We start from the raw sequence: 12373 nt of genomic DNA on the forward strand, positions 1-12373 counted from the left end.
GGCGCGATTGTTCGGCGACGCTACTTCAATGCGCCGAAGACTTTGCGCAGCACGGCGCTGCCGGCCGCTGCGGGATTGGAGCGGATCTTCTTTTCCTCTTCACCAATCATGAAGTACAGGCCATCGAGTGACTTGCCTGTCACGTAGTGCTCGAGATTGGCATCTTGTTTGCCGACTAAGCCGGTGCCAGCAATCTTGCCTGCTACGGCGTTGTACTTCTGCGCGAGCCCGACCTTCTGAATTGCGGTCTTCACCACCGGCAGGAATTTGATGGTCAAGGGCTCCCGTGTTTTGCCCGCAAAGAAATCTGTCACGGAGGTCTCTCCGCCGGTCAGGATGCCTCGCGCGTCGTTGACGGTGATCGACCGGGCGGCGTTGACCAACATCTCCTTGGCCATGGGCACGGCGGCCTCGGCCGCCCGGTTCATGGCGACTTCCAGCTCCTCGATCTGCTGGCCGCGCCCCATTGCTTTAAGAAGTCCGGCCCCTTGTTGCAGGATCCCCGGCAGGGGAATCCGAACCTTGGGGTTGCCCAGAAAGCCGTCAGGTCTGCCGAGCAGCCCCACAGCGGCAATGGCACCTTGCTCCAGCGCAGTCTTCACGCCCTGGTCAACCTCCCGGTTGGACAGGTCGGCCAGCCCGAAGGCATGACTGCTCGTGGGGGTGAGGCATGTGAAGATTCCAGCGCCGGCGAGCATGAGATTGAACTCGCGGCGATTCATGGGCGCTGCTGGATGACGTTCTTTCATGATGCGTGCCCTATGAGAATGCGCGCCAACCGACCGCGCCCAGCGGGCGCCGTGCCGACTTAGCGACTTGTCTTGCCCGCCATGCGCAGGATGTCGTCAAGCGCGTTGCCGTCCCCGTTTGCGTCGAGCATGGCACCGAGGCCCCCCAATGCCCCCATCGCGCCCCCTGCGCCTGGAGTGCCCGCTCCCCCGCCACCGAACAGGCCGCCCAGGCTGCCCACCAGGCCACCAAGCCCACCCGATCCGCTGCCCTCTGGCGCCTGCCCGGCGCCACCTGCCTGCTTGGCCATGTAGCCGGTCACCAACATCGCCAGCAGCGGCAACATCTTGCGCAGCAAGCCCGAATCGAGGCCCGATTGCGAAGCTGCGTTGTCGGCCACGGTGCGGCTCACGTCCTTGGAGCCGAAGATCTGCCCCAGCACGGCATTGCCCTGACTCGGGTCCGTCGGCTGCGGGCTCAGGACCTGGTCGAACAGGCCGCCGCCGCCAAGTTGGCCAAGTAGGCCCCCCAGACCTGCGAGACCGGCGGGCTGGGCCTGCGCCTGTTTCTTCATGCCGCCCATGATTGCGGGCAGCAAGGCTTCCGCGCCGGATGCTGCCTGCTCTTCGCTGATCCCCAGGTCGCGTGCGACCGATTGCAGGCCGCCGGCCTGCGCCAGGATATCGGTGAGGTTCATGGTTGTCTCCGTGCTCAATCGAGCAGTTCCTTGGGCACGTTGCCGCCGTTGGCGGCGAGCTTGGCCAGCACGGTCTTGTGCAGCCACATGTTCATCTGGGCCGAGTCGCCCATCAGGTTGGCCGGGCAACCCAGCTCGGTGGCAAGCTCCTTGCGCGCGGCCAAGCTGCTGTCGATATCCAGCAGTTTGAGCAAATCAACGATGGAGGTGCGCCAGTTCAGCTTCTGCGGGTTGGCGGCTGCCTTCTTTTCAAGTTGCGCCACGACATCGACCTCTTTCATCGGCGTGACGGCAGGAGCGCCACCAGGCGCTCCCATTGTGCCGGTGGCAGGTGCTGCCGGCGCCGCGGGGGCTGCCGGCGCGACCGGCGCCTTGAGCATTGCCTCAACCTTGCTGGCACCGGCATCGAAACCCAGCTTGTCCAAGATCTTGCTGAAAAAGCTCATGCTGATCCTCCTGAAGTGATGCACGCCATCGGCGTTGTCCGCGAACATGCCCCTATTGGCTGTGCGGATCACCTACTTTACGCCTTCAGGCCGACGCACCCACAACGCGAGCGAGGCCGGAATCCGGGAGGAGTGCTGTCCACTTGGCGGCCGGTAAGTCGACCCACAACAGCCGCAGCATCAGGGGGCAGATGAGTTGGGCTTCACAGCCTGCGGCAGGGCGCCGGCCGGCCTTTGGTCAAAACAGCCGGATCTCGCCTACATCCCCATGGTGGGCCAATTCGCGCAGGATGAGCAGATCGGCAGCGAACGCCCGTCTGCCTTCAAGCGCTGGACTGGCGATCCTGCCGGTCGCCAAGTCCACCATGCGCAGAAAGAGCTGCTCGAGGTCTGCAACGCTCCAGCTCGTTGCCGATTCCGACATAACGTCCATCAAGCCCGATGTGAGCCGCCCCGTGGTGTCGCTCACTTCAAGGACGTCGCCCCGGAGATGGCGCGCGTGTGGCATCAACCAGTTCTCTGCCACTTCGATGGCCATCTCCAGGCTGGCCTCATCCAGGGGGCGCATGGCGGGCAGAAGCGCGCTGGCGCCTCCATTGAGCACCGCCCGATCATTCCAACCCGCCTCAGACTCCTGCTGCAGGACGTACGTGGCCTCGGAAATGATCAAGCGCGCTGTCATATGCGGTCCCGGCGGTTCAGGGACGATGGGGTCCGTCAAGATACCCGATCGCCAGCCGCAGCGCGCGCGCGTCGATGCCGTGACCAAGCCCAGGCAGCAGATCCAGGGTCACATCGGCGCCGGCACCTTGCAACTCGCGCGCGGCCTCCACGGACGATCGGGTCGGCACGACAGCGTCCTGCTCTCCATGGATCAGGTGGAACTTCAGGCCTGCCGGTGCGCGGCGCACTGGTTGGGCAAAGCGCCCGGCCATGGCAACCACGCGCTGCGCCGGCGCCACTTGCGTCTCTCCTTGCGTCGATTCGAGCGCCATGATCGCTCCTTGGGAAAAGCCCACGAGCACCGTTGCTGCGGGGCCGATCGCGCTGGCCTTCTGCCAGTGGGCGACCGCCTCACGGAACAGCGGCATCGCCTTGGCGATCCGCTCGGGCCGGTTCTCTTCGGTGATCCCCACGACCGAGAACCATTCGCGGCCGCTGCCCAGGGTCGACGGATGCGGTCCATTGACGCTGACGACGAAGGCATCAGGACGCGCTTGCGCAATCGCGCCGCCAAGGGGTGCCAGGTTGTCGGCTGAGGAGCCCACGCCGTGGAACAGCAGCACCAGTTGCGCAGCCCGCGGCGGCCTGGCGATCACGATGGATCCGTCATGCATGGTTGGTCTCCTCGACTTGCAAGGACACGCTCTGGCCGAAGACGTACGACTCCATGGCCAGCACGCCGTGGCGGATGCCGCCATCGAGCACGGTCGACGGTGTGAGGTCGGACGCCGCACCGGCGGCCACCAGCAGCGGCAGGAAGTGCTCCGGGGTGGGGTGCGCACGCTGGGCGTGCGGCGCCTGCTGCAGGGCCTGCTCGAGGCGGCGGATGTCGCCCCGCGCGACCGCGTCACGGATCCACTCGGAGAACTCACGGGCGTAGCTCGCCTCCTTCGCATCCCCCATGCGGAATTCGTACAGGTTGTGCGTGAGGCTGCCGGAACCGACGATCAGCACGCCCTGCGCTGCCAGCGGGGCGAGCGCGCGTCCGAGTTCCAGTGCCTTGGCTTCGTCCGTATCGAACGGAATCGACACCTGCACCACGGGAACATCGGCGTCCGGGTACATGTGCAGCAGCGGCACCCAGGCGCCGTGGTCCAGGCCGCGCCGCGTGTCCAGCGAAGCGGTGATGCCGCGCGACTTCAGTACTTGCTGCGTGCGCGCCGCCAGTTCCGGGGATCCCGGTGCCGGGTATTGAATCGAATAGAGCGCACGCGGGAAGCCACCGAAGTCGTGGACGGTTTCCGGGTCCGCATTCGCCGTGATCTCCACGCCGCGCGTCATCCAGTGGGGCGACACGACCACGATGGCTTCGGGCTTGCCCAACGCGCGTCCGAGGGCGCGCAGTTGGGCCCCGGCCAGGCCGGGCTCGATCGCGAAGGTGGGCGCACCATGCGAGACAAAGACGGTAGGCATCGTGGTCATGAGGTTCTCCTTGAGTCTTGTTTCTGGTCAGGCCAGCCGGCGGCTGATCGTCCGGTCCAGCGAGGCGCGGCCGGCGCCGGCAAAGACGAGCGCCACCGTGACGGCGAGCAGTGCCAGTGCGAACTCGTAGCCGTTGTTGGCGACGAACAGGCCCTTGTCGATGTGGGCGCTGAAGATCGCGATCACCATCGCGAAGGCCAGTGCCGCAGAGGCAGGGCGCACCAGCAGGCCGGCGATCAGGGCCAGGCCACCGAAGAACTCGGCGGCGCCAGCCAGAAGCGCCATCAGGTAGCCCGGCGCCAGCCCAATGGAAGCCATCCACTGGCCGGTGCCTTCCAGGCCGTAGCCGCCGAACCAGCCGAACAGCTTTTGCGCGCCGTGAGCGGCAAAGATGATGCCCACGGGAATGCGCAGGGCCAGGGTTCCCCAGCCGGCGTCGGTGGCCAGCACGCGTTGGGCGATGTTGGTGTTGCTCATGATCGTTCCTTTCAGTTCTTGCGGATCCAGGTCGGCGCGATGCTGGTGCCCAGCCCGGCGCCGTAGCCCAAATAGATGTTCAGCCCCGCGACGGGCTCGAGGTAGCGAGCGTTCTTCAGACCGCCCACATCGATCACGTCGAAGCCCATGCTCTCGGCCAACGCCCGCGCAGTCTGCTTGGCTCGCTCGCTGTCGCTGGCCACGAACACCGTGACCTTCTGGCCGTTCAGCTTGGCGCCTTCGGCCAGCACCTGGGCGAAGACCGTGTTGAAGCCCTTGACGACCTCCGCACCGGGCACGGCCTGAGCGATCTGCTCGGCGGCCGACGTGTTGTGGCCCACCGTGAGGCCCATGTAGTCGGCCGTCAGCGGGTTGGTGATGTCGATCACCGGCTTGCCGTCGAGCTTGCCGACGCTGCGCAGGGCCTCGGCGGCCTGCTCATACGGGGTGGCGACCACGATGGCGTCCACGCCATCGGCTGCACCCGCCGTCGAGACGGCCTTGGCACCGTACTGCTGCGCGACCGCCTGGGCCTTGGCCGCATCGCGTGCCGTGACGCTGACCTGGTGGCCTGCGGCTCTGAGTTGCTTGACGAAGCCGGAGCCCATGTTGCCGGCGCCAATGACGAGTACTTTCATTTTTCATTCCTTTGAAGTGGATGACTGACTGTGGGATGCCGTCAGTGGCGGCATGGAAAGAAGTGTATTGACCCAGATCAAAGAGATAAACTGCCGTTCTTGTGATTGTTTGTTCAGAAAATCGGGACGATGGATAAGTGCCAGGAGATGCGGGTGTTCACGGCCGTTGTGGACGCCGGAAGCTTCGTGGCTGCTGCGGATGGGCTTGGGATGTCCAAGGCGGCTGTCTCGCGTTACGTGTCCGACCTGGAGCAGCGCCTGGGCGCGCGGCTGCTGCATCGCACCACGCGCAAGCTGTCGCTGACCGCGGAGGGTGAGGTCTTCCTGGCCCGCAGCCGCGACATCCTGGCGAGCATCGAAGACTCGGAGGCGGAGATTTCCACCCGCAGCCACACGGCCAGCGGACTCCTGAAAGTGAGCGTCCCGGTGAGCTTCGGCATCCAGCACCTGGCACCCCTGTGGAGTGACTTCGTGCGAGCGCACCCACGGGTGTCGCTGGATGTGCAATTGGCCGACCGGATCATGGACCTGGTCGACGAGGGGTTCGACCTGGCGGTGCGGATCGCGCGACTGCCAGACTCCACGCTCGTCTCGCGCAAGCTCGCCTCCACGCGGCTGGTGCTGTGCGCCTCGCCGAAGTACCTGCAGGCCAGGGGAGCGCCCCAGCTTCCGAACGAGCTCCCGGAGCACGACGTGATCGGCTACAGCCTGCTGGCCATGGGCGATCAATGGCAGTTCACCGGCCCCGCGGGCCCCCTCACCGTCAAGGTGCGGCCGCACATCTGGTCCAACAACGGTGACACCTGCGTGGCGGCTTGCTTGCGCGGAGCCGGCATTCAGCTGCAGCCGACGTTCCTGATCGCGCGCGAGCTGGCATCTGGCGATCTCGTCGAGATCCTTCCACAGTACCGCTCGATCGAGCTGGGGATCTACGCCGTCTATCCCAGCCGCAAGTTCGTCATGCCCAAGGTGCGTGCCGTGGTGGAGTTCCTCTCCGCGAGGTTGGCCGATGCGCCGTGGGCCGCGATGTAACAGCGGCTGCAGACCTCAAGACAAGGTCGCCACTGCGCTGCTGATCGCGGCTCCCATCACACCTGGCGCCAGTGCATAGGTGCCCGCCCGCTGATTCGTTTTCACGAGCGCCTTGTAGGCCCGCAGCGGTCCCTCGTAACGCTCGTTCCCCTTGTGCTGCGCCTTCACTTTGAAGACATCGATCGGCTTGTCGCTCGCGAGCCCAGCGCGGGACATGACGAGGTGCGCTTCTTGCGACTGGCCGCCAAACTCCCACAGCGCCTTGAGCACCGCGGCTTGTGCTTCGCTGAGTTCGATGGAAGCGCCCTCGCCCTGCAGCCGGACCCAACGGAAGTCAGCTGAGAACGGGCCGTAAACCGGATCTGCCGAAGCGATCGCCTCGTCACCGCGTGACGTGTCGGCGTCGATGAAACTGACGTTGCCGCCATACAAGGTGAATCGCTCCTCCATCGGCAACCAGCGGGCAGCACCGGCGACAGGATCGTCATCGCCCTCGCGCAGCCGCTTCGGCGTAATCAGCCACAGCACCGTCTCGCCTCGGCCGCGCGCCAGTACCGACGGTTGCTGTAGCAGCAGATCGAGTCGCCGCGCCAGCAGCACCGCTGTCCGCTGGTGCAGGCCGATACGCCAGACGCCCGCGGTGATCCGAACCACCTCCTGATGGGTGGGAACGCTGAACGCGGCGCGTAGCTTCCGAATCAGCCATTCCTCATCCACCACCCACGCCTTCAGGTCGCGCGCCGCGACGGCGACGGGCCCACACTCCGGGCATTGCATTCGCAGTGCCGCCTTGTCGCGAAAGATCGGCGCGGTGTGCAATCCGCAGTGGCCGCACAGCGCAAACTGCTGGTTCACCGCGACGGGCTTGACCGCCTTGAGTTCGACGAGATGCTCGTGCGCTGTCCTCTGCACGGGCGGGATCGCGTCGTCAAACCAGTGATGGCCGCTTTGCCAGCGTTGGCAGACGAGTTCCCACGCCGCGGCATTGCGCGACAGATTCATTCGACGGCGACACCCACCAGTTCCACAGGCGCCACCACCTGCGGCGACAGGCGCTGCTGCGGCTGCATGATGCCGAGCTCAATCAGATAGCCCTCGAGCTGTGCGCGCAACTTCTCGTCGTACTTGTGCAGGTTCAACCGCCCGCGCCGCGTGACCTCCACCGCGATGACCTTGCCACGGCTGCGCCCTGCCTCGGGCGGGTAGTACAGGTTGATCCGGGCGGCTTGGATCTCCCAACCTCGCTGCAGCGGATTGTCCGAAGGGAAGTGATCGGCGGCGAGCTCCGTGACGCAGGCGTGGTCGGCGGACGCCATCGCGGTGAGCTCCACCTTGAAACTGCGGTCCGGCGCCAGCATCGTCAGGCTCTTCACCTGCAGGGTCAGAAAGCCATCGTCCAACGCCTGCGGCACCTGAAACCCGAGACGCAGCCCCGTCAAATCCAGTGTCGGCTGCTTGATCCGCTCGGCATGCACCTGGTCGACTCCAAGCAGGTGGATCGCGAAGGCATCGACCAGCATCTGCTGGTACTTGGCACCGCCCTTAATGACGGTGCGCACTACGCCAGTCGTTTCGGAATACTCCAGAACCATGTGGATGGTGGGACTGCCGACGCGCCGCTGCAGCTCGGTGCCGTCGAACTCGACCCGCTGCGTGGCCAGATCCTTCGCGTGCACGCTCAGGAGCTGGGTGCCACTCGCGCGGTCCATCAGGTGGGCGATGCACACCTCGCCGCAGCCCAACTCCTGCTGGTAGAACGCCTTGATCGCAGCACAGAAGTCGGCGAGCGATTCGGCATCGCGACGCACCGGAAGCTGCACGCCCACATCATGCTGCTGCGCCTGCGGGATGTACTGGTCGGCGTACTCGATGTCGCCGGCCTGCTCGAACAGCAACGGCTGGTGCACGAACATCCAGAAAGCCCGGTGCATGTCGCTGCGGCACTGAATGAGCGCCAGCAGCACGGCGCTGTCCGCGCGCGCCGCCTGGAAAAGCGCCTGCTTGCCGGATTGCCCTGACAGCTGCGCGCTGGTGTGCAGGCCGGCGGCGATGCGGTCGCGCACGCCCTGATCCGGGCAGGCCTGGATGGCCGCGATCAGCCGCTTGGTGCAGGCCGCGTCGTCGCTCCAGGCGAAGCCCTCCGGCAACGGCAAGCCCGCGCGCGTGAGAAAGGTCGTGAGGGTCTCGTCTACGGGGAGGCCGAGCAGGATGTCGGGGTAGGAAAGCGGCTTCAGCACGGGAGTCTCCTTTGTGGTCGTGCGGGTTTCTTTCGATGTGGTTCGATACTGGTTATTTATCCAGTATTCTACGGCTAACCCTACCGTTCGCCACCACCTCCGCGCCAGCCCTGTTTGCCGCGCGGTGCGCCGCGCATGGCCGCCAAAACAAGTTACTCCGACCGGGGTCGGCTTCTAGCATCGACGGCGTTTTTCACCAGGAACGCCACCCCATGACAGATATCGAATCTCCCTCTGCCGCCCGCCGACCAGCGGCCGAGGTGTTGCCCCGGCACCCGCAACGGGAGATCGCCGAATTGCTCGCCGCTGCCATCCTGCGCATGCGCGCCAGGAAAGAGCCGGGCGTGCCCGCCACGGACAGCGAAGTTAGTGTTGGCTTTCCTGGCGACCAGCGCCTGAATGCGAACCCCGTCTACACACAAGGAGTTCGGATTTGACGACGCAACACGCCACGGTGGTCGCGCAGATGGCGCAGCTGCCGCACCTGCCGATGTCGCGCCTGTGGGCGCTCTGGGACGCGCTGTTCGACCAGCGGCCCGGCCATCACCACCGCACCTACCTGGAAAGCCGCATCGCTTACAAGCTGCAGGAGCGCGCCTTCGGCGGCCTGCCCGTCCACGTGCGCCGCAAGCTGGAGCTGATTGGCAAGACCGGCGAGGTGCCGAACCACAAGCGCCGTGCCGACGTGGGGCTGGTGCCCGGGACCACCCTGGTGCGCGAGTTCAACGGCATCACCTATCGCGTGCAGGTGCTGGAGGACGGCCGCTTCGAGCTGGAAGGCCGCCCGTTCAAGAGCCTGTCCGCGGTGGCGCGGGCGATCACCGGCTCGGTGTACTCCGGTCCGGTCTTCTTCGGCCTGAAGCCGACCAGCCGCGAAAGAAAGGCAGCCCAGGCATGAAGGCGGAAACCCCACGCACGCCCGCACTCACGCCGAAGAAGCGCTGCGCCATCTACACCCGCAAGTCCACCGACGAAGGCCTGGACCAGGAGTACAACAGCCTGGAGGCGCAGCGCGATTCCGCCTTGGCCTTCATCAGCAGCCAGCGGCATGAGGGCTGGCTCGCGATCGACGACGGCTACGACGACGGCGGATTCTCCGGCGGCAACATCAACCGCCCCTCGCTCAAGCGCCTGCTGGCCGACGTCGAGGACGGCTGCATCGACGTGGTGGTGGTCTACAAGATCGACCGGCTGTCCCGGTCCCTGGCGGACTTCGCCAAGATCATCGACCTGTTCGACCGGCACGGCGTCACCTTCGTGTCGGTCACGCAGCAGTTCAATACGACCACCAGCATGGGGCGGCTGACGCTGAACATCCTGCTGTCATTCGCGCAGTTCGAGCGTGAGGTGACCGGCGAGCGAATCCGCGACAAGATCGCCGCCAGCAAGGCCAAGGGGATGTGGATGGGCGGCACGCCGCCACTGGGGTATGACGTCCGCGACCGGAAGCTGGTCGTCAATGAGCGGGAGGCGGCGCTGGTGCGAGACATCTTTGCGCGCTACGCCGAGACCGGCTCGGCGGCGCAGCTGGTGCGGGAGCTGCAGATCGAGGGCCACACGACCAAGGTGTGGGTGGCGCAGAACGGCCGCCGGCATGAGGGCAAGGTGATCGATCAGCAGTGCCTGTTCACCATGCTGCGCAACCGTCTGTACCTGGGCGAGATGACGCACAAGGGGCAGACCTTCCCCGGCCAGCACGAGCCAATCGTCAGCCAGGAGCTCTGGGCGGCGGTGCAGGCGGTGGTCGACGAGCGCAAGCGCGGTCCGCGCACGCAGTACAAGAAGGAACCAGCGCTGCTCACCGGGCTGCTGTACGCACCGGACGGTCAGCGGATGCTGCCGACCTTCACGCAGAAAAAGAACGGAAAGCGCTACCGGTACTACGTGCCGTATCTGGAGAAGCGGCAGGCCGCCGGCGCCACTCGCGATTCGAGCCGACCCAGCATCGGACCGCTGCCTGCACTGGAGATCGAGGCCGCCGTGCTCGCGCAGGTGCACAAGGCGCTGCAGGAGCCGGAGATGATCGTCGGCGTCTGGCAGGCCGGGATGGCGCTGCGGGACAAGCAGGACCTGGACGAGCCCACGGTGCTGGTCGCGATGCGGCAAATGAGCCAAGTCTGGGAAAACCTGTTCCCCATCGAGCAGCACCGGATCATGCGGCTCCTGGTCGAGCGGGTCCAGCTGCATGAGGACGGGCTCGACATCATCTGGCGCGATGACAGCTGGCAGCGCTTCAGGCGGGAGCTGGAACGACAGGCCTTCGTGGCGGAGCAGCGCGAGGCCGAATTGGCGGCCCGTGACGAGGAGATGGTCTGATGGGCGATCCGAAGACTCACGGCGAAAAGGCAGCGGCGCGCAGTGTGGTCATCACGCCATCGGGCAAGTCGCGGCAGTTCGAGAGCGGCGGCCGATCCGTGACCTTCGTGCCGCTGTCCATCAAGCGGCGGCACCGGACGAAGTTGATTGTGCCGCCTGACGGCGAGACCGGCGCGAAGACCACCACCTCGATAGACCTGCCGCTGGTTCGGACGCTGGGCAAGGCGTTCTACTGGGAGCGGCTGATCGAGAGCGGCGAGGTCGCCAACGCTACCGAACTGGCGCGACTTTTCAAGCTGGAGGCTGGGTGGGTATCGGAGGTGCTGCGCATGACACTGCTGGCACCGGACATCGTTCGCGCCATCCTCGAGGGCCGGCAACCGCGGCATCTGAATCTACATGCGGTGCGGGGAAGGCAGAAGGAGGTGCCTCTGAACTGGCAGGAGCAGCGGAGGCTGTTTGGGTTTTGCAGCGCTGGCACGCGCTGCTGAAGTGCCCCAGCCGCACTGGAGCCGAGACTTAGGAGGCCAGTCAATCAGCGAGTCTGAGCTTCCGCAGCCGTTGACCTATGCAGAGAGATCTTCCGTGAACGCCGGGGTTCTACACGTGCTTGCGGGCTAGCGCGCTGCCGAGGCCGCGCTCTTGCAGTCAGTACTTCGCCACTTCCATCCCCCCCCCCGAAGCTGTCCACCACGTCATACATGACGTTCTCCGCGGCGAAGCGGCGGTTCATCTCCTCGAAGAACTGGCGGGCGGGTTACCTGATCTCGCACCCGCAGCCGCTTCTCGCTGCTGTCCGCGGCTTTCACGGCGACGGAATTGGTATTTGCCGCTGCTCGGGGACGCACTGACATTGTCGCGCGGTGAATTCGTGCTGCTGCCCTTTGCCGCCCGCACATCAACGCAACCGTTGGGCCATCGTCGCGCAGCAATCTTCACCCCGGTCGTGCTGCCGAAACCAATGGTGGGCACATCACCTTTGACCGGAAGCACCGCGCGGTCGGTGTAGCCCTCGTGCAGGATGATCCCGACCAGGGCTGCGGCGGACAGCGTCAGTCCGGCAACCGTCCTGGGGGCCGGGTCATCGGTGCGTCTCCGGTGACACTACGACGCCGGCGAACGCTTTGGCTCGGGCGCTCCAGATGTGCAGCAGTTCGTAGGCGCGTTCAAGCAATGAGTGACCGTGCCCTGGCCCAGCACGAGTACGACGCGCTGGTGAGCTTCTCCTACACGTCGGCAGCCGCGCACGTTACGCCAGTCCACGTCCAACCAAGCAGTATGATCTACGCTGTGCGATCGTGGCAAGGGCAAGCAACGATGAATCAAGATAGAAAATGGCCTCGAGTAGGCGACAGGCTTATCCACCAGTACCGGAAAAAACCTGGGCATGCTGAAGCAGAGGTGGTTTCTGTAGATAAAAAGAGTGGCGCAATCTCTCTGCGAGTCGGCGATAAAGTTTATCCCTCGCTGTCTTCTGCGGCACAAGCTTTATCTGGCGCGGCAGCCAATGGCTGGACCTATTGGGGCCTGAAAAAACAACGCCCTCGGAAATAGAATTCTGCAATTTCTCCAGCAGGGAATGGCGCGGACTGAGAAACCACAATTTTAATCATCAGGTTGACAGGACAGCCATCCTTTCCAACTACTTTGCACCAG

At 65.2% G+C, this 12373-nt stretch carries 16 protein-coding genes; 6 read left to right on the top strand and 10 right to left on the bottom strand.

Annotated elements, in window-relative coordinates; translation table 11 throughout:
* Positions 1 to 20: 20 nt before the first annotated feature.
* The 8 genes from JI739_RS19280 to JI739_RS19315 form a co-directional block, all read right to left on the bottom strand.
* Positions 21 to 722 (bottom strand): DUF4197 domain-containing protein, encoded by a 702-nt coding sequence (locus JI739_RS19280; RefSeq protein ID WP_201685571.1) that lies wholly within the window; start codon positions 720 to 722, stop codon positions 21 to 23.
* Between the two features lie 86 nt (positions 723 to 808).
* On the bottom strand, positions 809 to 1426 hold the full coding sequence (locus tag JI739_RS19285; RefSeq protein WP_201685572.1) for a DUF937 domain-containing protein: 618 nt from the start codon (positions 1424 to 1426) through the stop codon (positions 809 to 811).
* A 14-nt stretch (positions 1427 to 1440) separates the two neighbouring features.
* Entirely contained in the window at positions 1441 to 1872 is a 432-nt protein-coding gene (locus JI739_RS19290) for a DUF3597 domain-containing protein (RefSeq protein WP_201685573.1), read from the bottom strand.
* A 238-nt stretch (positions 1873 to 2110) separates the two neighbouring features.
* A complete protein-coding gene (locus JI739_RS19295) occupies positions 2111 to 2542 on the bottom strand; it encodes a hypothetical protein (RefSeq protein ID WP_201685574.1) in 432 nt (143 codons plus the stop codon).
* A gap of 28 nt (positions 2543 to 2570) precedes the next feature.
* Positions 2571 to 3209, bottom strand: coding sequence for an esterase (ypfH, locus tag JI739_RS19300; RefSeq protein WP_201685575.1), 639 nt, complete (start codon positions 3207 to 3209; stop codon positions 2571 to 2573).
* Positions 3202 to 4017: a DODA-type extradiol aromatic ring-opening family dioxygenase gene (locus JI739_RS19305; RefSeq protein ID WP_201685576.1), complete on the bottom strand. Its 816-nt coding sequence runs from the start codon at positions 4015 to 4017 to the stop codon at positions 3202 to 3204. The genes ypfH and JI739_RS19305 overlap by 8 nt, the downstream gene beginning before the upstream one ends.
* A 27-nt stretch (positions 4018 to 4044) precedes the next feature.
* Positions 4045 to 4494: a DoxX family protein gene (locus tag JI739_RS19310; protein WP_201685577.1), complete on the bottom strand. Its 450-nt coding sequence runs from the start codon at positions 4492 to 4494 to the stop codon at positions 4045 to 4047.
* Between the two features lie 11 nt (positions 4495 to 4505).
* Positions 4506 to 5132, bottom strand: a complete 627-nt coding sequence (locus JI739_RS19315; protein WP_201685578.1) for an NADPH-dependent F420 reductase — start codon at positions 5130 to 5132, stop codon at positions 4506 to 4508.
* 129 nt (positions 5133 to 5261) lie between these two features.
* On the opposite strand from JI739_RS19315, the gene JI739_RS19320 reads away from it, so the two are divergent.
* Complete coding sequence (locus JI739_RS19320; protein WP_201685579.1) at positions 5262 to 6164, top strand: LysR family transcriptional regulator; 903 nt, start codon at positions 5262 to 5264, stop codon at positions 6162 to 6164.
* 15 nt (positions 6165 to 6179) lie between these two features.
* Here JI739_RS19320 and JI739_RS19325 read toward each other — a convergent pair whose 3' ends face one another.
* A complete protein-coding gene (locus JI739_RS19325) occupies positions 6180 to 7166 on the bottom strand; it encodes a hypothetical protein (RefSeq protein ID WP_201685580.1) in 987 nt (328 codons plus the stop codon).
* Positions 7163 to 8401, bottom strand: a complete 1239-nt coding sequence (locus JI739_RS19330; RefSeq protein WP_354003762.1) for a hypothetical protein — start codon at positions 8399 to 8401, stop codon at positions 7163 to 7165. The genes JI739_RS19325 and JI739_RS19330 overlap by 4 nt, the downstream gene beginning before the upstream one ends.
* Positions 8402 to 8613: 212 nt before the next feature.
* Here JI739_RS19330 and JI739_RS19335 point away from each other — a divergent pair, with 212 nt between their 5' ends.
* From JI739_RS19335 to JI739_RS24585, 5 genes are all read left to right on the top strand, one after another.
* Positions 8614 to 8838 carry a hypothetical protein gene (locus JI739_RS19335; RefSeq protein WP_201685581.1) on the top strand — a complete coding sequence of 75 codons (225 nt, stop codon included), beginning with the start codon at positions 8614 to 8616 and terminating at the stop codon, positions 8836 to 8838.
* Positions 8835 to 9299, top strand: a complete 465-nt coding sequence (locus JI739_RS19340) for a DUF2924 domain-containing protein (RefSeq protein ID WP_236589879.1) — start codon at positions 8835 to 8837, stop codon at positions 9297 to 9299. Before JI739_RS19335 ends, JI739_RS19340 begins: the two co-directional genes overlap by 4 nt.
* Complete coding sequence (locus tag JI739_RS19345; RefSeq protein WP_201685582.1) at positions 9296 to 10717, top strand: recombinase family protein; 1422 nt, start codon at positions 9296 to 9298, stop codon at positions 10715 to 10717. The genes JI739_RS19340 and JI739_RS19345 overlap by 4 nt, the downstream gene beginning before the upstream one ends.
* Positions 10717 to 11208 (top strand): hypothetical protein, encoded by a 492-nt coding sequence (locus JI739_RS19350; RefSeq protein ID WP_201685583.1) that lies wholly within the window; start codon positions 10717 to 10719, stop codon positions 11206 to 11208. The genes JI739_RS19345 and JI739_RS19350 overlap by 1 nt, the downstream gene beginning before the upstream one ends.
* Positions 11209 to 11890: 682 nt before the next feature.
* Positions 11891 to 12271 carry a hypothetical protein gene (locus JI739_RS24585; RefSeq protein ID WP_236589880.1) on the top strand — a complete coding sequence of 127 codons (381 nt, stop codon included), beginning with the start codon at positions 11891 to 11893 and terminating at the stop codon, positions 12269 to 12271.
* Positions 12272 to 12373: the final 102 nt, after the last annotated feature.

The organism is Ramlibacter aurantiacus, from assembly GCF_016722895.1.
In the GTDB taxonomy this organism is placed as follows: Bacteria; Pseudomonadota; Gammaproteobacteria; order Burkholderiales; family Burkholderiaceae_C; genus Ramlibacter; species Ramlibacter aurantiacus.

What these genes read in the sequence shown, in the direction of transcription:
- JI739_RS19325 (WP_201685580.1), bottom strand. Translation starts at nt 7,166, where the DNA reads ATGAATCTGTCGCGCAATGCCGCGGCGTGGGAACTCGTCTGCCAACGC.
- JI739_RS19335 (WP_201685581.1), top strand. Translation starts at nt 8,614, where the DNA reads ATGACAGATATCGAATCTCCCTCTGCCGCCCGCCGACCAGCGGCCGAG.
- JI739_RS24585 (WP_236589880.1), top strand. Translation starts at nt 11,891, where the DNA reads ATGAGTGACCGTGCCCTGGCCCAGCACGAGTACGACGCGCTGGTGAGC.
- ypfH (WP_201685575.1), bottom strand. Translation starts at nt 3,209, where the DNA reads ATGCATGACGGATCCATCGTGATCGCCAGGCCGCCGCGGGCTGCGCAA.
- JI739_RS19345 (WP_201685582.1), top strand. Translation starts at nt 9,296, where the DNA reads ATGAAGGCGGAAACCCCACGCACGCCCGCACTCACGCCGAAGAAGCGC.
- JI739_RS19315 (WP_201685578.1), bottom strand. Translation starts at nt 5,132, where the DNA reads ATGAAAGTACTCGTCATTGGCGCCGGCAACATGGGCTCCGGCTTCGTC.
- JI739_RS19285 (WP_201685572.1), bottom strand. Translation starts at nt 1,426, where the DNA reads ATGAACCTCACCGATATCCTGGCGCAGGCCGGCGGCCTGCAATCGGTC.
- JI739_RS19290 (WP_201685573.1), bottom strand. Translation starts at nt 1,872, where the DNA reads ATGAGCTTTTTCAGCAAGATCTTGGACAAGCTGGGTTTCGATGCCGGT.
- JI739_RS19305 (WP_201685576.1), bottom strand. Translation starts at nt 4,017, where the DNA reads ATGACCACGATGCCTACCGTCTTTGTCTCGCATGGTGCGCCCACCTTC.
- JI739_RS19320 (WP_201685579.1), top strand. Translation starts at nt 5,262, where the DNA reads ATGGATAAGTGCCAGGAGATGCGGGTGTTCACGGCCGTTGTGGACGCC.
- JI739_RS19280 (WP_201685571.1), bottom strand. Translation starts at nt 722, where the DNA reads ATGAATCGCCGCGAGTTCAATCTCATGCTCGCCGGCGCTGGAATCTTC.
- JI739_RS19350 (WP_201685583.1), top strand. Translation starts at nt 10,717, where the DNA reads ATGGGCGATCCGAAGACTCACGGCGAAAAGGCAGCGGCGCGCAGTGTG.
- JI739_RS19310 (WP_201685577.1), bottom strand. Translation starts at nt 4,494, where the DNA reads ATGAGCAACACCAACATCGCCCAACGCGTGCTGGCCACCGACGCCGGC.